This is a genomic window from Tumidithrix elongata BACA0141 (genome assembly GCF_036349135.1).
Classification (GTDB): domain Bacteria; phylum Cyanobacteriota; class Cyanobacteriia; order Pseudanabaenales; family Pseudanabaenaceae; genus Tumidithrix; species Tumidithrix elongata.
The window spans coordinates 1-20,327 of record NZ_JAZBJZ010000045.1; the positions used below are offsets into that span (position 1 = coordinate 1).

The following is a 20,327-nucleotide window of genomic DNA, read 5'->3' on the forward strand; positions in this document are numbered from 1 at the left end:
CATTTGCTGTGTGGCAGCCCCTGAAACCATCCTAGGCTTCCGCGTAAGGTGAGTTATAAATAGATTCTTCATTACCAGATTGTGTTGAATTCATCACGGAGAAATGATTCAGTTGGCGATCATCTGCTTTGAAAGAATATTTAAAAAATCAACGCTGATTCGATCTTCGTCAATATCAAGCACTGATTCAAATCTTAAGGAGTCATGTTCATATTTACTGTAAAGAAAGAGATCTTTTTTTTCGCTAATCCTCTGGTTTCTCACGGGCATAGCCAGATCACGCTGATTAATACGTTTTGGAACCCATTCAAAGGAAAATTTCAATTTTTCAGGCAGTTGATGATTGTGGCTAATATCATAGGTAGTACCTAAATCAACATAGCTGTACTGATCGCCACCCAGATGCAAAATACGATTGCGATCGCTTGATTCAACTGTTTGTTTGAGCATTAACAGAAATTGCAAAATCGCAGTTTTACCAGAGCTATTCGTGCCAAAGAACCCAGTTAAAGGAGCCATGCGAAACTCGCCAGTATCCGCCCACGACTTAAAGTTTTGAATGCGTAATTGGGTAAACATAATTGAGTCAGCAGATTGCTAAGCGATCGCAGGTTTAGTATATCTAAAGGGGCAGGGTAGTTTCCTGAGGTAATCTCACCATTCTGCCGAGTCCGTAGCTTGTCACTAAATCACACCCGCGTATAATTGGATTTCGCCGTAAAATATTGGTTTAGTTTGCCCCAATTATCTTAAGGTTTTGTAAAGGTTTTTATGAGATTTCGTCATTTCAGCAAACTTATACTAAACTTCCCGCCGCCATGTAGCCGATCGCATCTCCAAGGGAATCGCTATTTTACAACTACGAGTTTAGCCACCGTCGCGACCAGCACCCTTTAACAGCCAACCGCTATATTCTATGAAGAAAGAACTATTCCGAACCATTTATCAGGTACAAAGCTACATCGCATCCCTATTGCTGTACCAAGATACCTTAGCGCAACCCGCAGGACAGACCTATCGGCATCTTTTACAAACCCTGATCGAATCCGCAGAAGGCATTCGCTCCGAACTTTCTTGTCTCAAGGCCTATGGTGAATGGTTTAAAGCGATCGCGCAGACAGGTCAAAGTTGGCGAGATTATATCCTTCAGCAGATTTTAACTGCGGACAATCCCTTTTCGCAGCAAGCCCAAAAGCGTGATTTTGCGAGTTTGCCGAATGATTTGGTAGCTGCTGCCAAACACGATCTGCGAATTCTGCAAAAAATTAGCAATCTGGGTGGAGAAACTCTCACTCAATGGATCGAAGAATTAGCTTCTGATGATTTCAAACTTGAAGATTGGGTGGAATGGTCGGGCACAAATTCTGCTTTTGCTAGAGGTCGTTCTGAATTGCTGTCTAGCTTGATTCGCAACTTCCAATCGTCGAACGACTGGACAGAATTAGTGGAAAGCCTTGCGGAAGCCTATCGACAGAATGGTACGGGTCTGTTTGCAGAATATGTCGCTTTCCGTTGGCAAGCAGGTAAACTCTTGGGTCTAGCCTATCCTGACTATGTGAATGCTTTGGACTTGGTTGGCTACGAGACCCAACGCAATGCATTACTTAAGAATACCGAGTTCCTTTTAGCGGGATATGCCGCGCTGAATGTCTTGCTCTATGGCAGTCGCGGCTCTGGGAAGTCTTCGTTGGTGAAATCCTTGCTGCATCAGTATGGCGATCGCGGCTTGCGGCTGATCGAGGTCGCCCGCTCTGATCTAAAAGACTTGCTGGCAATTATGGAAGTCTTGAGAAATGCACCGCAGAAGTTCATTCTGTTTGTGGATGACCTGTCCTTTGAGAAGGAAGAAGATGATTATAAAGCACTCAAGGTTTTACTCGAAGGGAATCTGAATGCCAAGCCAGCCAATATCGTGGTTTATGCCACTTCTAACCGTCGGCATCTCTTGCGCGAATACTTTGGCGATCGCCCCCGCCCTAGCGCTACTGAAGAGGTGCATCCTTGGGATACGGTACAGGAAAAAATGTCCTTAAGCGATCGCTTTGGCTTGGTTTTAACCTTTGAACCATCCGATCAAGACACCTATCTCAAAATCGTGCATCACCTCGCCCATAAAGCAGGCATCGATTTGACAGCAGAAGATTTGGAATTTCGAGCGTTGCAATGGGCAACCCGCCACAATGGGCGATCGGGACGTACCGCCCAGCAATTTATCGATTTTCTACATGGGGAGTTACAAATCGGACTTACCCCCTTTAATTCCCCCTTGTAAAGGGGGAAGATCGGAAATCTTGTTCCAACTAGGATGGGGTGAACCCTAGGCAAATCATGAATCCCTCCACACAACCAGCAAACAACCGATGCCAACTTCTATTGCTTTGATCGCCCATGACAACCAAAAAGCCGATCTGGTAGCTCTGGTGCAAAAATACCGAGGAACCGTGATTCGTTACCATGTTATTGCCACGGCAAACACGGGGAAACAGCTTCAGGCTGTAACGGGTATTGCGATCGAGCTTGTGCGATCGAAACAAGATGGTGGCGATCTGGAAATTGTCGCTCGCATCCTTGCGGGAGAAGTTGCCTGCGTTATCTGTCTATTCGATCCCAACCAGACTCATGCGTCCGTACCCGATCTTCTGACTTTATTGCGGGTCTGTAAAATCCATAATGTCCCCCTTGCCACCAACTTGGCAACCGCAGATGCCGTCCTGCAAGCCTTCTCTAAGAGTCGCGTTGCCCATCTGATCTTTAACCCTGTAGCAGGGCAGGGAAATCCCGATTGGGATCTGGCATTAATCCGCCAAATTTTGGAACCTCAGGTTCATCTCAAGGTGATTTTTACAAAGCCCGATATAAATCCTGGCGACCAAGCAAAAGCTTCGATCGCGGCGATTCAGAAGCGAAATGCCTCCGTTCCTGGTACTGATTTTATGATTGCTTCTGGTGGCGATGGCACGATTTCGGCAGTGGCGAATGCTTTGATTGACACAGACATTCCACTGGGGATTATTCCTAGAGGTACTGCCAATGCTTTCTCTGTGGCACTGGGAATTCCCACAGGTCTAAAGCAAGCTTGCGAAACGATTCTTACGGGGAATACTTGCATTGTGGATGCTGCCCGTTGTAATGGCTTCCCGATGATTTTGCTGGCTGGCATTGGCTTTGAAGCAGAAACCGTGGAACGTGCCGATCGCGACATGAAAAATCTCTTAGGTCCGCTTGCCTATCTGGTAGCAGGTGCTCAGCAGCTTTTAGAACAGAAGCCCTTTACCGTTGAAGTTGAAATTGATGGTGCGATCGAGCAATTTCAATGCGGAGCAATGACGATCGCCAATGCTGCTCCTCCAACTTCAGTGCTGGCACAGGGCTTGGGAGAAGTCATTCCCCACGATGGGCTACTCGATGTCACGATTGGGATTGCCAAAAATGAGAATCTCAATATTGCGGACTGGCTGCTCGCGATCGATGCGATCGGTAAGCTGTTTACTTCTGCCTTGGTAAAAACCCAAATTGAGAACGAAGGACTGGTCTGCTTCCGAACTGCTCAAATCAAAGTTACAGCAAACCCACCGCAAAAAGTGGTGGTGGATGGGGAGATTATTGGTATGACACCAGTTGAAATCACCTGCATCCCAGGCGGATTGACTCTCTTTGCTCCAATGTCTAGCAGCCTGAGTTTAGTGCGAACAAAATCAAGCGTTCCAATTCTCACGCAACCCGAAGGCTGAGTGCTTTGCTATGACTCGAGTGACATTGATGCGATCGCCCAATTTTCTAACCAAAAATGCGATCTCTCCAGCATCCATATACTCTCTATTATTTCTTCAGTCACTCTTCCTGTATGTATTCTGTCACTTTAGCCTAACTGAACTAAACAGTTTCTTGGGCTTCTATAGTAGCGATCTCCTTATCCATCAGCTTAGCTATGTAGGAAGAAACCCATGCAGTATAGGCAGGGGAGGCGAGACTATGGGCTAAGAAAACCGCTATGGCAACGCCTAAGACGCCCCAATTTACGCCAACGATGAGCGATAGTGCAAAAAAGGCAGTGAATAGAATGCTCCACATGAAATCCCAATTGGGTCTGTCGATCGCCCAAAGACCGCTAGAAGCAATATTTGCAAAGGGACGTGGAATTGCAGACATACAAATCAGAATTAAGATGGGAATGGCAGGAATCCATTTTTGCCCGAAGATAATCGGCACGTAAAATGGAGCGAGGGTGGATTGCAAGATTACCAGAGGGAAAATGATCCAAGCCACACTCTTAAAAGCTTTGAAATATCTAGATTTGAATTCTCTGGGTTCGCTGCGGGCATCGCAGAGATGTGGGAATAGAGCCGTTTCTAGGGCGTTGATCGCACTCATGCTGATACCCAAACCTGCATTGAAGGCGAAATAATATAAACCTAGGGCTTCAACACCAAGGAATCTGCCTGCGATTACGTAGTCGAGGTTATTAATTAACGTGTGCATCACCTTTACCCCCAGAACGCTGCGCCCAAATCGGATAATTTCTTGCCATTTATCGAGGGTAAATTCGCGCGTCGGTCGCCAAGGATTATTCTTATAGTGAACGATGACCCAAACGGGAGCAACTAAAACTTTAGGCAGTACGATCGCCCACATTCCAAACCCAAAGAAGGCGAGGATGATAGTGAGGATATTATCCACAGAAACTTGAATACCATTCGCTAGAGCTGAAACATGCAGGCGATTTTCGCGATTGGATAGCGAAGCTTGCACCAAAGCGATCGGAATTATGAGATAAACCGTAGCCATGACGCAAATGGGCAGGATAATGCGCGGATCTTTGTAAAACCAACTTACGGGGAATGCGGCGATACATTGCGCTAAAAATACTAACCCGCAGACAATCCAGTTGAGCCAATAGGAAGTTTGGCAAAGTTGTGGAAGATCGGCTTTATCGGCTTGGACGATTTTTGCCCAGATGCCATTTTGGGTAAAAACATTCACAAATTCGTTGGTTGTAAGAACCAGTGCCGCCAGCCCGTAATCTTCCTTGGTCAATAATCTCGCTAAAACGATCGTGGCGGCGAGGCGAGAAACCCGAATGAATAGCTGAGATAACCCCAACCAGCCTAGATTGCGCAGAAAGCGATCGGCTAATTTTTCTTTAATTACTTTGATGATTTGCTGGACAGCCAAAACAGAGCCTCCCATTCAGCTAGATGTCTTTCCCATGCACCACGCACAGCCTGTCTGCCATTATCGCCCCAATCGATCAGAGTTTGCGGCGAAGTTTTATGAATGTTCGCAACTTTGGCGATCGCAGATTTAATTTCTTCTACATTTGCGCCTACCAATAACCCACAATCTTCAAACTGTTCGGTCAATCCATCTACACTCGTCACAATTACAGGCTTTCCAGCCGCTTTTGCCTCTAACAAGACATTGCCCCAAGGTTCCCATCGCGAGGGAATCACGACAACATCACAGGTTTCTAAAAACTCGGGGACATTTGCCAACTTACCCACAAATTGAATGCGGCGATCGCCCTCTGCCATCTGCCGCAGGGCTGCTTCATTCTCACCATAGCCACCGATCAACAGTTCCACATCTAAATCATGCAGACCTTGCATCGCTTCGAGTAAAAGCTCAATCCCTTTTTGGTTAGAAAACCTGCCAAAGAATCCCAAAACTAACCTCTCGCCTAATGGTTTAACAGGTACAGCCAAGAAATCTTCGAGAACGCGGCATAGTTGAATCACCGTCAATTTTTGAGGCTTGACCAGCCTATGCGCTAGCATCCAATCTCTCTGCGCGTAGGAAATGGCCACCACTTGATGCGCAATGCCATAGGCTAGTTTCAACATCAGCCGAAATCTCAACTTAGAAGGTACGTTTATGGCTTCAAAAGATGCAGAATAATGGAATTCTTGAATTAATAGCCTACCTCGCCACCGCAAACGCAATAGGGTAAACAGAAACTTCCAAGAGCAGGCATCATTGGCAATAATCAGGTCTGGCTTGAATGTAGACGCTGACTGAGAGGATCTGGATAATGCCTCCTGAGGGGTAAGAAGCAAAAAATCGAATTTCTCGGCGAGGGACGATCGCAGCAAGCTATCCACGGAAGCTGTGACACCACCAACATTGCGATCGATCAGTACATAGAGGATTTTAGGTTTCATACATTTCAGGTATCTAGCTTTCACTTCTATGGTTTCCTAGATAGTTGCCCCAACAACTGCTCCCATTCAGCGAGGTATCTTTCCCATGCCCCCCGCACAGCCTGTCTGCCATTATCGCCCCAATCGATCAGAGTTTGCGGCGAAGTTTTATGAATGTTCGCAACTTTGGCGATCGCAGATTTAATTTCTTCTACATTTGCGCCTACCAATAACCCACAATCTTCAAACTGTTCGGTCAATCCATCTACACTCGTCACAATTACAGGCTTTCCAGCCGCTTTTGCCTCTAACAAGACATTGCCCCAAGGTTCCCATCGCGAGGGAATCACGACAACATCACAGGTTTCTAAAAACTCGGGGACATTTGCCAACTTACCCACAAATTGAATGCGGCGATCGCCCTCCGCTAACTGTCTCAGTGTCGCTTCATCTTCACCATAGCCACCAATCAGTAATTCCACATCGAGATCCCGTAGATCCTGCATGGCTTTGAGCAAAAGATCGATGCCTTTTTGAGCGGAAAATCGTCCGTAGACCCCTAAAACCAGCCTGCCACCTAAGGGTTTGGTCGGAATAGCGAGGAAGTCTTCTAGAATGCGACATTGTTGAATCACAGTCAATTTGCGAGGCTTGACCAGCTTGTACTTCAGCATCCAATCCATCTGAGCATAGGAAATTGTAATCACTCGGTTGGCAATGCCATAGGCTAGTTTCAGCATCAGCCGAAATCTCCATTTAGAGGGCACATTTATAGCTTCAAACGCCTCTGAATAATGGTGTTCTTGAATGCATAGCCTACTTCGCAATCGCAATTGAACAAGAGTAAAAATAAACTTCCAAGAGCAGGCGTCATGGGCAACAATTAGCTCTGGTTTTACTTGAGTCTTTAACTCGGATTGTGGTTGAGATAGTTGAGATAAGGCTTCCTGAGGGGTGAGGAGCAAAAAGTCAAATTTCTCCGCAAGTGTCGATCGCAGCAAACTGTTAACGGAAGCCGTGACACCGCCAAGATTGCGATCGATCAACACATGTAAGATTCTAGGTTTCATCTATTTCAGTTATAAAATTTTAAATTCTATGATTTCCTAGTTAGCTGCCAAAATAAGCACTCCCATGCAACGAGGTATCTTTCCGATGCACCACGCACGTCTTCTCTGCCGTTATTTCCCCACTCAATCAGGGTTTGCGGCGAAGTTTTATGAATGTTTGCAACTTTAGCGATTGCCTCTTTCAGAGATTCAACCGTTGGTTCTGCAATTAATCCACAGTCCCCGATCTGTTCGGTCAATCCATCTACATTGGTCGCGATCGCAGGTTTGCCAGCGGCTTTTGCCTCGACACAGACATTGCCCCAAGGTTCCCATCGCGAAGGAATCACCACAACATCGCAGGCTTCTAAAAACTTAGGAACATCTGCCAACTTGCCCACAAACTGAATGCGGCGATCGCCATCAGCCAATTGATGCAACATCGCTTCATTTTCGCCATAGCCACCAATTAAAAGTTCTACATCCAGAGCTGGCAGTCCTTGCATCGCTCTGAGTAAAAGATCGATTCCTTTTTGGTTAGAAAATCGTCCATAGACACCTAAAATCAGCTTTTCACCCAAGGGTTTGACGGGCACAGCCAAGAAACCTTCTAGCACCCGACATTGCTGAATCATCAATAGTTTTTGAGGATTGACCAGCTTGTTATCTAGCATCCAAGCTTTCTGAGCATGGGAAATGGTCACTACGTAATTTGCGATCGCATGTGCCAACTTTAAAACAAGATGAAATCGCCATTTAACAGGCACATTCATTGCTTCAAAGGATTTTGAGTAATGATGGTCGTGAATCAGAACTTTGCCATGCGATCGCAACTTCAATAAGATCGGCAAAACTTTCCAAGCCGAAGCATCGTGAAAGACAATTAAATCTGGCTTTAGCGCAGACATTTGTGATAGGGCTTCGTCGGGAGAGAGCAGCCAAAATTCAAACTTTTCAGCCAGACGAGATCGAATCAAACTGTTGGTGCAAGCAGTTACTCCCCCCACATTGCGATCGCTGAGTAAATGTAAAATCTTAGGTTTCATGGAGTTCAAAAATCCTGCCACGATAACTTTTTAATTGGCAAAACCGATCTTTCTTGTTTCTCATTATCTACCCAAATTTGCTTTTAAACATGAATAAATCCGAGAATTTGAACGGTGAACGTGCAACAATACTTAAGCAAAAACAAGTGTACAAAGTTCTTTCTTCATAGACTTATCTCTATTTTTCATCGGGTTCATTGTAAGCACAATATTGTAATTTTCATGTTTGAATAAATCTAATCCTAACGATAAACTGTAGTGCTAAGACTATTTTTACATGTCAATTTCAATACTCTTGTATAGTCAATGGAACGATTTAATTACAGCTCTTGAGCCATATTGAATAACCAAAGACCTTGTAAATTCGTTGGACTTGCTAAAGCCCTGTTATAATTAGATAGGATATTTGGGTGAATTTTAATGAGGCTAGCTAAATATACACAAAAAGTAATTTCTTTAGCCCTGGTATCGATCGCTGTATCATTTGCAATGGTGTCAAAGGTAAGCGCCATTCCGCTTTCACCGGGCGATCGCCTGAGGGTGTTAATTCCTGAAGGAGAGCTGTTTAGTGGAATATTTGAAGTCAATCTCGATGGCAAAATCCAGGTTCCCTACCTCGACCCAATTCTCGTACAGGGACTAGAAATTAGTGAGGTCAGGCAAAAGATTTACGATGCCTTAATCGCTCAAAGATATTTCCAACCCAAATTTTTGCAGGTCAATGTCAACATTTTGCAATGGTCGGCAATTCAAGTAACGGTTTCGGGGGAAACCTTTCAGCCAGGACGGATTATTGTGAATTCGCGATCAGCAGAAGATCGAGCGCAACAACAAACTGTATCTTCGGGAGACTATCCTCCCGAGCGATACCTGACCGCAGCGCTACGAGGTGCTGGGGGCGTGATGCCCAATGCGAACATTAAGGAAATTCGTTTAATTCGCAATGGGAAAGAGCAAACAGTTGACCTCACGGGAATCTTTACGGGTGAACCTGTGGTGGATATTCCTCTGGTGGCAGGCGATCGGATTATCGTGCCTAGATTGCCTCAACCTCAGAATGAATTCGTTCGTCCCTCCCAAATCACCCCCCCTGGGATAAGGGTATTTATGTCAAACCTAACGAGGTCTGCGGATAGTAATTCTAGCTCTGCGATCAAGTCGGATGGGGCATCCTTCCCCTATGGAGCAAGACTTTCTCAAGCAGTGATTTCTGCGAACTGTGCTGGCGGTGTCATCACTGCCCACGATCGCCATGCTCTACTCGTGCGCGTCGATCGCGTTACTGGCGAAACCAAATCATGGGATCGTGCCGTGGAAGAGATTATGAGATTTTCTAAAAATGATAACGACAACCCATTCCTCATGCCAGAAGATACGGTTGCTTGTTATGACTCCACAACGACAGATGTGCGAGACGTCTTATCCACCATCTCAGACTTCCTCAATCCCTTTAATCTAATCTTTGGGATCCTGGGAGGTACAAAGAAATGAGCAGTAACGCCTCCTCAGCCATAAAACATCTTTCTAGACTAGGCAAGAATAGTTTCCTACGATACTCGCGTTATATTGCTTTAGGAGTTGTTGCGAATGTAGGATTGTGGGGAGCAGCCCTCTTCTATTTAAAAGTCACGCCACCAGTGTATATAAGTAAATGGGCGATGATTATGCCGGGGAATGGAGTGGGGGTAAATGTCAGTTTGGCGGATATCGGACAGACCTCTGCTTCCAGTAGTTCTCCCTTTGGTGGAACGAGTATGGATCCCCGTGCAAACTATCAATTTATTCTTACGGATGAGAGCCTTTTAGAAATTGCTGCCGAACGGATGAAGATTCCTATTGGCAAATTAGGCAAACCTAAAGTGAAGCTAGTCGATAACACTTCGATTATGGAGTTGGAAATTGGTGCTAAAACACCAGAACAGGCAAGAGATACGGCAATGGCTATTATTGAAGCCCTTCAATCTAGGTTAAATCTTTTAAGGTCAGAAGAAATTGATAAGCGAGGGGAAAACAACGATGAAACTCTAAAAGAGGCAAGAGAAAAACTGCAAATTGCCCAGAAAAGACTTTCTGCCTATAAAGCTAGTTCGGGCTTAAGCTCGTCCAATCAAGTTGGCGAACTTTCTACCAATATTGAACTACTTCGCAAGCAAAAAGCTGAGATGTTTGCCCAAAAGGAGCAATTGAATACGCGCTTTCAACAACTTTCTGAGAGTTTAGGTCTAACCGTTCCTGAAGTTGCCGATGCCTTTGTCCTCCATGCCGATCGCCAGTTTATCCAAAATGCTAGAGACTATAGTGAGGCGAGTACATCCTTAACCGTCATGCAGGCAAAGTGGGATATCAATCATCCCTTAGTGGTCAAAGAAGCCGCAAGGCAGAAATCTGCGAAAGAGGCAATGGTGGAACGAGCGAGTTCTATCCTTCGGAAAGAAGTCACACCTCGATACATTGAGCATTTAGTGTTGGGTGACAGTGCTGGCACGAGCAGAGAAAATTTATTCCGAGATCTGGTGGCATTTCAGGTCGAGCGACAGGGAGCGATCGCTCAAAATGAAGCCCTGCAAGATCAAATTTTTCAACTAGAGGAGCGTTTACAGTCTCTAGTGCAAAAACAAGTAGGTTTGGATAACTTGCAACGGGAGGTGCAAATTGCCGAAGCCGTGTTTGCTTCTACCCTTGCAAAAATCAATTTAGCAAAATCAGATATTTTTACAGCCTATCCGCTAGTACAGGTTCTTTCTAAGCCTTCTCTGCCTGACAAAAAGGCTTCTCCCCAACCCACGGTTGTATTTTTAGGGACTGGTCTCGGTTCTGCCCTCATTACAACGGGCTTGGTCATGTTATGGTGGCGCAAAGAAATCAAACAAAAGATCGTCGTAGCAAAATCTAAACCTGCGGAAGTTACCCCGTGAAACGAGAGAATATTCAACCTGAAAATTTTGCCGAAAAGGTTATTTGGTTTGCAATTATCTGGACGTATTGGTTCTATGCGCTTGGGGCATTGTATATTCTTGGCGCCGCAGTAGCGTGGATTCTATTTTTTCATCTTTGCCGCGAATTATGGAAGCAAGACGAGCAAACTCCAGAAGAAGACAAGATTCGCATTCCTTGGTCGGTCTGGGTGTGGATTGGTGGAATGTTGATGATGGAAGTGGCACTGGTTGTTGGCCATCTAGATAATAATCTGGGTTTAGGGGAAATTATTAAATCTACAATTGGTTGGGCAAAAGGATGGGCTTTATTAGCACTTTATCCTTTAGTGGGATGTCTCAAGATTCGCCCAGAGTTAATGTATCGTGCCTCTGCCCTTGTGTGTAGGACTAGCTTATTAATCTCCATTCCATTTGTTCTGGCATTTTATCTTCACCTACCCCAAAAACTTTACGTTTCCCCACTGAGAGCCGTAGGAGGACCAAGTGATGCATTTTTTGAGGTAATGCTTTATGAGATTGACCCTGGAGAAGGTAAGCCCAGATGGCGACTATACACCCCTTGGGCTCCCGCCGCTGGCTTCGTTGCGAATATCTATTTCTTTATGGTTATTCAAGAAAAAGATCGAAAACTGCGCTGGTTGGGTATCGCAGGATGCGTCGTTATTTGCCAAATTTCTGCATCTCGTTTGGCTCTAATCTGCCTACCTGCGGTTTGGCTGATCAGTCTTTATCTATCAAGACTAAGTCGTCCTAAAGTTCTGATTGCATCAGGGTTTGCTAGCTTTTTTGTTAGCATTTCTACCAATCAAATTATTGATGCGATCCATGATTTTTCTGAGAAATTTACCGCTGCACGCAAAGATTCTTCGCGGGTGCGTGCTGCCCTAGGCAGGATTGCTGTCTATCGATGGGAAAAAGAAGCGCCGATTTGGGGACATGGAGTTGTGGTAAAAGGTCCTCACATGGTAGAGTTCATGCCCATTGGCTCCCATCACAGTTGGTTTGGCTTACTATACGTCAAAGGGGTTGTAGGCTATACATCCCTTGCTGTTCCCATGGGCTGCGGGTTTATCCATATGCTATATCTTTCTCAACGGAGTACCCCTGCTAAGGTCGGTCTGTGCATGGTGATGGTACTATTTTTCTACACTTTTGGTGAGAATTTAGAGATTTTGGCATATCTGTTCTGGCCTGGCTTAGTAATGATGGGAATTGGAGCCCAGACAAAATATCTAGAGCAAGAGAATGAGGATAAAGATGAGGGCAAGCTTGAAGCAAGCATAGAGGATGATATTTCTACAAGCAACAAAACTTTGCCAAATCTAAATGAATAGTTGTCCTCATTGGAGCCTTTGCTTTAATTCTTCTAAATGATTTTTCCAAGCTTCAAAGTCATCAGTCTCCTGCCAAAGTTCCAGCAATTCAGAAGGTGGTGTCAAAATTCGGGCGATCGCTTGAACTGCCGAATCAATTAAGGGCGGCGGTGGATCTGAACCCCATGCTCCCATGTCATACTCCTTTTTTACAGCCACTGTAATTCTATGCCTATTATATCTTTTGTTCAGTTGCGAATCACTTTGGCTCTACGCCCGAAATAAACTGAACCAAGCACAATGCTCAATACCAAAAACATCTCAGGCGAAAGTTTCTCGCTGAATAGGAATGAAGAAGCGAAAATGGTCATAAATGGTTGTAGGAGTTGCAGTTGACCGATCTTGGCAATTCCACCCATCTCTAAGCCGCGATACCAAGCAAAAAATGCCAGAAACATGCTGAAAAAGCTGAGATAAAGAAAGCCAAGCCATGCCGATAGCGAACTGTAATCAGAAGGTCGGTCAGACAGGAGCGAAAAGAGTGCGATCGCGATCGGTAAAGACAAAACCAAAGCATAACAGATCACTCGCCAACTTCCCATTTCCTTTGCCAGTCGAGTACCTTCGGCATAACCAACTGAGGCACTGAGCACAGACATTAAGAGTGATAGATCGGCAAGATGAATCGTACCGCCACCCACGATGAGGGAATAGAACACAATGGTACTGCTGCCGATCGCACCTGCAAGCCAAAATCCTAGGGAGGGCTTTTCCTTGGCTAAGATTACGGCGAATAGAGCTGTGGCTAGGGGAAGCAAACCAATCACGATCGCACCATGAGAGGCTGGCAGGTATTTCATACCATAGGCACTAAACAAGGGAAAGCCAAATACCACTCCTGCGGCGACCAAGATCAACCGTAGGGTTTGATGACGGGTTGGTAACTTGCTTTTGGTCGCTGCTAGCAAACACAAGCTGAGAACTCCTGCAATTACAGCACGACCAATTCCCACACCCACGACACCAAATAGAGGCAGGGCTAGTTTTGTTGCGGGCAAGGTCAGGCTAAATCCCATTACGCCCAACAGTCCCCAGATATATGCCTCAAACTCTTTTCCGATCGTTTTGATTGTCAAATTGGTTGTGCGCGATCTTGAATCGGCGATTTCAAATCTTAGGGGCAGTTCGTGAATTACCCCTAAGATTCTAGACTGTTTGCGGCTATGCTGTTTGTGGCTAGGCGCTAGCGATTGGCAAGATCGCGTTGCATGCGTAGGGCAAGAATATGTTCGCAGGGGCCTTTAAATAGTTTATTTTGTTGATGCCAATTACAAGTGCATTCAGCATGAACGATACGCTCATCTCGATCTAAGGTAACGACGGGTAGGAAGGTTTGATTTTTGTGACGCACTTCCCCCTGCAAGGATTGAGTACCAAAAGTATCGATATTGGAATGGGTAATTCGAACTGCATTTTGTTCTATAAAGCGACTTGCATTTGCTTCGCGATCGCTAGCAAAGCGCAGTTTTTCCATGGGTAAAGGCACTTGAGTCAGTTCGCGCACGCGATAGACTTGCTTATTGAGATCGTAAATCGCTCTACCTGCTTGCGTGTAGGCACTAAGCGCACTAAGTACGACGGAGCGATCGAGCCGCAGTCTTGTGGCTAAGGCCTCAGGTGCTTCTACCCAATTTTGTTTGAGTGCCTCAAAAATTTGGCGTTTCGTGCCATCGTCAACATTCGTGCGAGGAGCGAGCAGATCGAAATTACTCGCCTTCGCCCAGTCATTGGCTGTCCAGCCTGATAGTCCTAGGGTGAAGGACATATCTTCGAGATCGGCAACATAGAAAGAAGGCATTCCATTGCCGAGTAAATGCACGGTGAATTTACGAGCAACGGGAATCAATCGCTCCAAAATTAACAAACGGCGACGACCCCAAACGCGAATCGTGCGATCGCTATTGCCTTCATAAATCGAACGCGAACAAATAACTTCGGTTCCCCAAGGCTCAAACACAACCCGCACAGGCTCATTGGGCTTGAGAATATAGCGCATACTTCGGGGACCTTGCTTCTCTTTGCGGCGGCGTAAAACAAAACAGATGTTATAAATATCTGTAGGATGGAGGTCAAAGCGAATGGCGGGTAAGGACATCGCCGAACTAACCTGCAAAAAGCCCCTTACCCACGTATCTGGCAGGTCAATTTTGACCTCTTTATAGTTAGATTCGCCCGTGGTCTGTACTTCAAAACCTGAAGGATCGACTTCTAACAAGGTTCGTTTATAGCTGCGTATTTTTTGGAACTCATCGTAAAGTGCGGCGGAATAGTCAATATTCGTCGTGCCGCAGGCAAACTCATCAACATGCTTAAATACTTCATAGCTGGCTCCCAGACGACCGTAGCTAGATTCATCTTGGCTAAAGCACTCAAAGAAAACCTCGTCGGGATGAACCGTAATTACGGGGTCGAGCACGAACCAATAGTCGCGATCTTTTTGATAGAGATATTCAAAATATCTGGCTGTAGCCCGATAAAAACCAGACATCCGTTCTGAACTGCGTCGGTTTAGATCTGTGAGTTCGGCTTGGAGGGCTTTGATCTTGTCGGCTACCTCTTGGCGTTGAGCAGCGACCAGTTGCCAGTCAATCTCATTGCGTTGGGCTGCCCAAGCTTTATAGGCTTCTTTATCTTTAGGCTTAAATCGCAGGTCAGAAACCACAACATCATGCAAAGCACTGATGGCTTCTCGAAAGGCAATATTCTGGCGCAATTCGCCTCTAAAGTAAGTAGGTTGGCGGCTTACGTCTGGTGAAAATGACATCTGGGTGCGATCGCCTTGCCCAGACACCGTCGAGATCCCTTTATAGTTATAGTTAAATTCCATTTTTATTGTTATACCGTCTTTATTTAATGGTTTGAACTTAACTCGCAGCTAGTAGTTCGTTAAGCTTGTTTTTCAGGTTTGGTGATGCCATCAGCGGGTTGTAGATCTCTCCAGCGTATGGTTGCCAAACATAATTAGGACTGAAGGATCGAAAAACTGGTAATGTTTTTAGCTCCTGATGAAGAGCTTTTGCTAGAACTAATCCTGGGATGGATAAATCAGACAAATCTTCAATAAGCTCGTTGTAAGTTCTGAATTCATCGACTTCAACCCCAACTAACGCATAACGGAATGGAGAGGCAAATCGTAGCGATTGATAGAGTAAAATACCTAACTCTGTCATTAAATAAGCACTTTCAGGGCTATCTATTCCCACTTCACTAAGATTATTGGGTGAAACTCGGCACCACCAATTTTCTTCTATATCTTGGAAAATGTCTGCACTACATTGGCATTCGCGTCCATTTGACAATACCCATGATATTCCCTCGAAATGCCGAGCAAATGTATGTGCGCTGTTCTCATCAGAACCACATTCTGCTGACAAACTAAATATCCATGCCATTTTTGTCGGCTCCTATTGCTTGTATCGCTTACCAGTTAGCTCTTTCCCATTTGATTTGGGTGCTTGCCAATGCTGCCTCGTACCTTTGTAACATCATTGTAACTCTTGGCAAAATGCTAACGTGTGTTGGGCTATCTTGTACAGCCTGTAAATCTCCTATAATATTGCTGTCATCAATTTGCCACAGAGGATCTTTGCCAGTTCCACCAAATTGATTAGGTTTGCGAAATGCGGGTAAACCTTCGATGGATAAAGAAACAGACATTCCCTTGTTATCCCTAATAGCAACAGTTACAAGCAATCCTCGCAACACTCTCTGTGATTCTAGCAACAAATATCCTTGCTCATCCAGATAACCTATGGGCATTTGCTCAATATTTATATCGATGTTAGGTCTAACACCTAATAGTCTTGCACTGCGACCTATTTTGGGTTTACCGTTTTGCTCTGCCATACCACGATAGTAGAGTTTTGCCATTGCTTATTACTCTTTAGTTCGATCTCTACTGAACCGCCAACTATAATAATTCGTTTTGATATAGCCAATAAATTATTTGCTTAGGATCATGGATTTAATAACTCATAATGCCTGTCCACTAGGTTGATGGGTTCTATCTGGCGAAAATGACATCTCCCCTGATCAGACACTGTCGAACTTCCTTTGATGACATGCTCTCGTTTGAATCAAGTGCTAGAGTGGTAAGAAGCAAAACTAGCATGGAGGATGTAGCAATTATGATGTGTTGCAAATTTTGAAGGGCATTGCTCATAGGACATTACCCATAGCCAACGGATGATGTTGAATCTGGATGTCATGATTTTGTGGGAACTGTAACCATCTTGATTGGAAGCGGAATTTGGGGATAGGTGAGATGGATTTTTAAGAGAGACTCTAGGGCTTTGGCTTTGTCACCGATCGCGATCGCGGCGGATTGTCTGGTTAAAATTTGGGCGACGATGCTGGCGGCAGCTTCGCTTTTTGTTGCCTCGCGATCGAGAAAAGCAAATACTCTCTGCTTGGTGACACGACCGCGATTTACCTGAGCTAAGACTCTGGTGAAATAGGGGATTAGCTCTTGCAAGCGACTGGGATTGTTCACTGCATAGTTTTCTAGATAGTTCGTGGCAAAAAGCTGCATATCCGTGGAGGGATGTTCGCTAAATTTAACCAGATATTCCTGACCATCGGTTTCCTTAAAGCAGCGGCTGACGAGATCGCGCCCAAACTTGCGAACATCCGCCCGCACGCTATCGCAGATACTGATAATTACAGCAGGCGTAAAGTCTTCAGGCTGAAGTAATTCTCCAAATAGGCGAAATCCAAATAAACGACTGTCATCCCATCGCGATTCGAGCAAGGGTAAGGCTGCGAGTAGCTCCTCTGGCTGACGGTGCAGGCGTTGGAGAATTCGTTCGCACATGGCATAGGAGGCAGAGCGGACTGCCTGCACTTCATGATTTCCCAACTGGGCGATCGCTGCGGTCGTGAAACTATTTGCCCAAGTCGATACATTTGCCAAGAGAATACACCCCGCCACTTCCTGCGCGGCTCCAGACGTCGCTTGCAAAAGCTGTGTAGCAGTCTCTGGAGTGGCAGCCGACATCCAGTCTGGCAGAGCTGTTTGAAGCAATTGACAGAGAAATTTATGCACGCCTTCATGTTCCTCAGGCGCAAGCAGGACTTGGATCAGTTGTCTTGCAAGGGTCAGACTAAATTCGCGATCGCCACTCGCTAAACGGTGAACGATCGGACGAATCGCCTCGCGCATCTCAGCGATCGCATGGGTTACAAACGTCAAAATCAGCTCAGTGCGTTCCCTTAAAATCCGATCGGGCAATTGACCGAATAGCCTTACACCCAAAACTCGCACATTGTCATAGGGAGATTCTAACAAGGCATCGAGCAAACCCGATGGCAAATCCATGACGTTTGTTTCATGGTTCACGAGAATCTGCGCTCCCAAGGTTTGAATCTCTGGAAGGGGATGACGCAATAAATCGAGAATGATTTCTAAACCTAGCGATCGCAATTGGAAGCTAAAGCTTAGCAGGAGTGTCTCTGATGCGAATTTGGCTTGCACTATTTGATTGGGGTTGAGTTTCAGCAGCAGCGCGATAATATGTCCGATTAACGTTCGCACCGTGGCATCATTCATTAATACGGAGCCAATGACCGAGCCGAGTAACTGCCGCGCAAAGGTGCGAGTCTCAGATTGTTTGCTGAGGACTAAGCCTGCAATCAGTTGGCTGTCTTCTGTTAAAAAGCGATCGCGTTGCTCGTTAATCCAGCGATAGGCCTCAGTCCTTGCAGGGGCAAAATTACAATTAGCCACAGCTAAAATTAGTCTCCCATCGGGGCGGTCGCTTTGATAGCGCAATCTTGCTAACTCAAAGCCCAACTGTGCTGTGACTTCGTAGGGACGATCTAAAATTTTAATTAAATTCTCTAGTTCTAATCCTGCCAAAAATTGCTGACAAGCTCGGATTGCTTTGACCGCAAATTGATGCACGGGATGGCATTCGCTTTCCAATAGCAGTTGCAATAATGCGGTGGGATGCTGTTCCCAAAGCCGTGGGAAAGCCTCTTCTCTAACTTGAGGCTCAGGATTCCCTGGCTTGTAGGGCGGAACGCATCGCCAAGCTCTAGTATTGGGTTTTAGAAAATATCGGGGACTATGCTCGTAGAGAATATGATTGAAGGTAAGATATTTGGCATAGATATCCCATTCTATCCTCGCGGATTCAAATCGACTCCAGTTGCGATCGTATTTATAGTAAATCGATCGCCGCACCTCCTCAGCATCAGCATCAGCGTGCTGCAAGAGAATGCTTACGGCAAATCTAACGTAGTTTGGATCGTTCAATTCTCCCAGCTTACGAAGCGATCGCCATACTCTCCGCCGCAAATAACTGCGTGTTTTCTGGGTGTAGACTTGATTTGTTAGGGCTGCTTCATATTCTGGATGTTCTCGAAGTGGGAATTCTTTCGCGACTCCTTCTTCTTCAACGAATATCATGATTTCGCGAGTTCTAGGATCTCGGTATGAGCTGATTCGAGAAGCAGGTTCGTTTGCATCAAATCTTCGAGCCAGAATTGCAAAGGCTTCAGCGTCTTGACGATATTCGGCGATTTTAAAAATGTGTCGAACTCTTTGGAAGTAGTTGAATTGCAGCGGAACTGTTCTCAAAACCTCTAGGATAACTGGGCGAATATTCTCCCGATCGATCTGATAGAGCAGTTCGATCGCCATAAAACGGAAGCGATCGTCGCTATTGAGAAAAGCCTGAAAAGCCCCAGCAAATTGCTCGGAAGTCCCATTGCGAACTGGATCTTGCAGTGCGATCGGTAATTGCGCGATTAATTGCGATCGCATCTCCGCTTGTTTGGCAGAATCGGCTAGTTTAAACACAGCTTCAAAGGCAATACGCCGCACAGAATCAGGCGTAGCACTATTTTGATAAAGCCCTTCTAGGGTAGGAATCACAGTAGGATCGCCACACCACCCCAAAGACCATGCGATCGCGTAGTTCCTAATCGGGTTAACGGAGGTATTGAGGAAGCGTAACAGTAACGGCACAGCTGCGGCAATTTTTAGTTCGCCTACCCGCCAAATGATCCGATCTAAGGGTTGTTGGACACGGTCGCGCTTTGAGATTCTCCCCATCCTTCGACCTGAGACAACGCCAGAGGGCACGCCTGCATTTAAGATCGCTACCAAACGATTGAGAATCGCCTGCGTTCTCGTGTCACTATTCATAGGAATTTCGATCGCTGGAGGTGGAGGACTGGCGATCGGTGTTGGCACTACACCCGATTCCCCTGTGGCATCGCGGTAGCCCTTGCTAATTTTTGCATTCACGAGGCGATCGAGCAGTGTTTGGGCTTTCTCTAAGGAAATCGCGGTCACTGTCTCAGAATTTTCTTTGAGGACAGAACCCTGCCGACCATACCGCGAGTTGACCACATAGCGATTTTCGCCTACCCGACAGAGATCGATTTCATAAACCTTGGCTGAGCTGCCTGCCTGATAGAGTAGGGTTGTTCGTTTAATTAGTTCCATAGCAAGTTCAAACCAGTTAAATCGATCGCGATTTAGCTATCCTAAATCATTTGTATTTGACCCAGTTACACGATCTAGGTTATCGTTTAATCGTACATAATTTTGTACGTTTTTTTGTCGCAATGGCAGTCATAGAGGTAAACAACCTTGCAATCCGAATGGTGGATCGCCATTCTTGCATTTAGTCTAAGCGCGCATCACTGGCTTCCTCTTAACTGTGCGTCTCTCGCACTAGGGTCGCTTTCACAGGCTGGCTTCCTTGAAGCTAAAGAGCCACCCTAGTGCGGAGCCGCTGGAGTTGAGCAATCCAGTCCTGGGAGGTTTACGAAGGAG

The 20,327-nt window shown here is 45.7% G+C and carries 16 protein-coding genes; 5 read left to right on the forward strand and 11 right to left on the reverse strand.

All coding sequences use genetic code 11. The annotated features are described in order from the left end of the window. Positions 1-108 precede the first annotated feature (108 nt). Positions 109-579, reverse strand: a complete 471-nt coding sequence (locus V2H45_RS12405) for an AAA family ATPase (RefSeq protein WP_330483973.1) — start codon at positions 577-579, stop codon at positions 109-111. A 337-nt stretch (positions 580-916) separates the two neighbouring features. On the opposite strand from V2H45_RS12405, the gene V2H45_RS12410 reads away from it, so the two are divergent. Further along, positions 917-2,272: an ATP-binding protein gene (locus V2H45_RS12410; RefSeq protein WP_330483974.1), complete on the forward strand. Its 1,356-nt coding sequence runs from the start codon at positions 917-919 to the stop codon at positions 2,270-2,272. Positions 2,273-2,360: 88 nt separating this feature from the next. After that, a complete protein-coding gene (locus V2H45_RS12415; protein WP_330483975.1) occupies positions 2,361-3,731 on the forward strand; it encodes a methylglyoxal synthase in 1,371 nt (456 codons plus the stop codon). A gap of 142 nt (positions 3,732-3,873) precedes the next feature. Here the strand turns inward: V2H45_RS12415 and V2H45_RS12420 are convergent, their stop codons facing one another. The 4 genes from V2H45_RS12420 to V2H45_RS12435 are packed head-to-tail and all read right to left on the reverse strand — an operon-like array spanning position 3,874 to position 8,232. Beyond that, positions 3,874-5,187, reverse strand: coding sequence for a lipopolysaccharide biosynthesis protein (locus V2H45_RS12420; protein WP_330483976.1), 1,314 nt, complete (start codon positions 5,185-5,187; stop codon positions 3,874-3,876). Next, positions 5,145-6,158 (reverse strand): glycosyltransferase family 4 protein, encoded by a 1,014-nt coding sequence (locus V2H45_RS12425; protein ID WP_330483977.1) that lies wholly within the window; start codon positions 6,156-6,158, stop codon positions 5,145-5,147. Before V2H45_RS12425 ends, V2H45_RS12420 begins: the two co-directional genes overlap by 43 nt. A gap of 26 nt (positions 6,159-6,184) precedes the next feature. Beyond that, positions 6,185-7,207, reverse strand: coding sequence for a glycosyltransferase family 4 protein (locus tag V2H45_RS12430; RefSeq protein WP_330483978.1), 1,023 nt, complete (start codon positions 7,205-7,207; stop codon positions 6,185-6,187). Positions 7,208-7,233: 26 nt separating this feature from the next. Further along, on the reverse strand, positions 7,234-8,232 hold the full coding sequence (locus V2H45_RS12435) for a glycosyltransferase family 4 protein (protein ID WP_330483979.1): 999 nt from the start codon (positions 8,230-8,232) through the stop codon (positions 7,234-7,236). Between the two features lie 420 nt (positions 8,233-8,652). On the opposite strand from V2H45_RS12435, the gene V2H45_RS12440 reads away from it, so the two are divergent. The 3 genes from V2H45_RS12440 to V2H45_RS12450 are packed head-to-tail and all read left to right on the forward strand — an operon-like array spanning position 8,653 to position 12,502. Next, positions 8,653-9,723 carry a polysaccharide biosynthesis/export family protein gene (locus tag V2H45_RS12440; protein WP_330483980.1) on the forward strand — a complete coding sequence of 357 codons (1,071 nt, stop codon included), beginning with the start codon at positions 8,653-8,655 and terminating at the stop codon, positions 9,721-9,723. Beyond that, positions 9,720-11,147, forward strand: coding sequence for a GumC family protein (locus tag V2H45_RS12445; protein ID WP_330483981.1), 1,428 nt, complete (start codon positions 9,720-9,722; stop codon positions 11,145-11,147). Before V2H45_RS12440 ends, V2H45_RS12445 begins: the two co-directional genes overlap by 4 nt. Beyond that, the gene (locus tag V2H45_RS12450) at positions 11,144-12,502 is read left to right on the forward strand and encodes an O-antigen ligase domain-containing protein (protein ID WP_330483982.1); all 1,359 of its coding nucleotides are present in this window, start codon (positions 11,144-11,146) and stop codon (positions 12,500-12,502) included. Before V2H45_RS12445 ends, V2H45_RS12450 begins: the two co-directional genes overlap by 4 nt. Before the next feature lie 6 nt (positions 12,503-12,508). Here the strand turns inward: V2H45_RS12450 and V2H45_RS12455 are convergent, their stop codons facing one another. The 6 genes from V2H45_RS12455 to V2H45_RS12480 all read right to left on the reverse strand — a co-directional run bounded on the left by V2H45_RS12455 (position 12,509) and on the right by V2H45_RS12480 (position 19,994). Continuing rightward, positions 12,509-12,700 carry a DUF4259 domain-containing protein gene (locus tag V2H45_RS12455; RefSeq protein ID WP_330483983.1) on the reverse strand — a complete coding sequence of 64 codons (192 nt, stop codon included), beginning with the start codon at positions 12,698-12,700 and terminating at the stop codon, positions 12,509-12,511. A 29-nt stretch (positions 12,701-12,729) separates the two neighbouring features. Further along, a complete protein-coding gene (locus tag V2H45_RS12460) occupies positions 12,730-13,617 on the reverse strand; it encodes a DMT family transporter (protein WP_330483984.1) in 888 nt (295 codons plus the stop codon). Positions 13,618-13,724: 107 nt separating this feature from the next. Next, on the reverse strand, positions 13,725-15,368 hold the full coding sequence (locus tag V2H45_RS12465) for an SWIM zinc finger family protein (RefSeq protein ID WP_330483985.1): 1,644 nt from the start codon (positions 15,366-15,368) through the stop codon (positions 13,725-13,727). Positions 15,369-15,405: 37 nt separating this feature from the next. Then, on the reverse strand, positions 15,406-15,933 hold the full coding sequence (locus V2H45_RS12470; RefSeq protein WP_330483986.1) for a hypothetical protein: 528 nt from the start codon (positions 15,931-15,933) through the stop codon (positions 15,406-15,408). A 28-nt stretch (positions 15,934-15,961) separates the two neighbouring features. Continuing rightward, entirely contained in the window at positions 15,962-16,411 is a 450-nt protein-coding gene (locus V2H45_RS12475) for a Tse2 family ADP-ribosyltransferase toxin (RefSeq protein WP_330483987.1), read from the reverse strand. A 334-nt stretch (positions 16,412-16,745) separates the two neighbouring features. Beyond that, on the reverse strand, positions 16,746-19,994 hold the full coding sequence (locus tag V2H45_RS12480) for a HEAT repeat domain-containing protein (protein WP_330483988.1): 3,249 nt from the start codon (positions 19,992-19,994) through the stop codon (positions 16,746-16,748). Between the last annotated feature and the right edge of the window lie 333 nt (positions 19,995-20,327).

Bases quoted from the DNA above. Each gene is read 5' to 3' on its own strand.
- V2H45_RS12420 (WP_330483976.1), bottom strand. From the start codon at position 5,187: ATGGGAGGCTCTGTTTTGGCTGTCCAGCAAATCATCAAAGTAATTAAA.
- V2H45_RS12410 (WP_330483974.1), top strand. From the start codon at position 917: ATGAAGAAAGAACTATTCCGAACCATTTATCAGGTACAAAGCTACATC.
- V2H45_RS12440 (WP_330483980.1), top strand. From the start codon at position 8,653: ATGAGGCTAGCTAAATATACACAAAAAGTAATTTCTTTAGCCCTGGTA.
- V2H45_RS12465 (WP_330483985.1), bottom strand. From the start codon at position 15,368: ATGGAATTTAACTATAACTATAAAGGGATCTCGACGGTGTCTGGGCAA.
- V2H45_RS12480 (WP_330483988.1), bottom strand. From the start codon at position 19,994: ATGGAACTAATTAAACGAACAACCCTACTCTATCAGGCAGGCAGCTCA.
- V2H45_RS12430 (WP_330483978.1), bottom strand. From the start codon at position 7,207: ATGAAACCTAGAATCTTACATGTGTTGATCGATCGCAATCTTGGCGGT.
- V2H45_RS12470 (WP_330483986.1), bottom strand. From the start codon at position 15,933: ATGGCATGGATATTTAGTTTGTCAGCAGAATGTGGTTCTGATGAGAAC.
- V2H45_RS12425 (WP_330483977.1), bottom strand. From the start codon at position 6,158: ATGAAACCTAAAATCCTCTATGTACTGATCGATCGCAATGTTGGTGGT.
- V2H45_RS12405 (WP_330483973.1), bottom strand. From the start codon at position 579: ATGTTTACCCAATTACGCATTCAAAACTTTAAGTCGTGGGCGGATACT.
- V2H45_RS12475 (WP_330483987.1), bottom strand. From the start codon at position 16,411: ATGGCAAAACTCTACTATCGTGGTATGGCAGAGCAAAACGGTAAACCC.
- V2H45_RS12435 (WP_330483979.1), bottom strand. From the start codon at position 8,232: ATGAAACCTAAGATTTTACATTTACTCAGCGATCGCAATGTGGGGGGA.
- V2H45_RS12445 (WP_330483981.1), top strand. From the start codon at position 9,720: ATGAGCAGTAACGCCTCCTCAGCCATAAAACATCTTTCTAGACTAGGC.
- V2H45_RS12415 (WP_330483975.1), top strand. From the start codon at position 2,361: ATGCCAACTTCTATTGCTTTGATCGCCCATGACAACCAAAAAGCCGAT.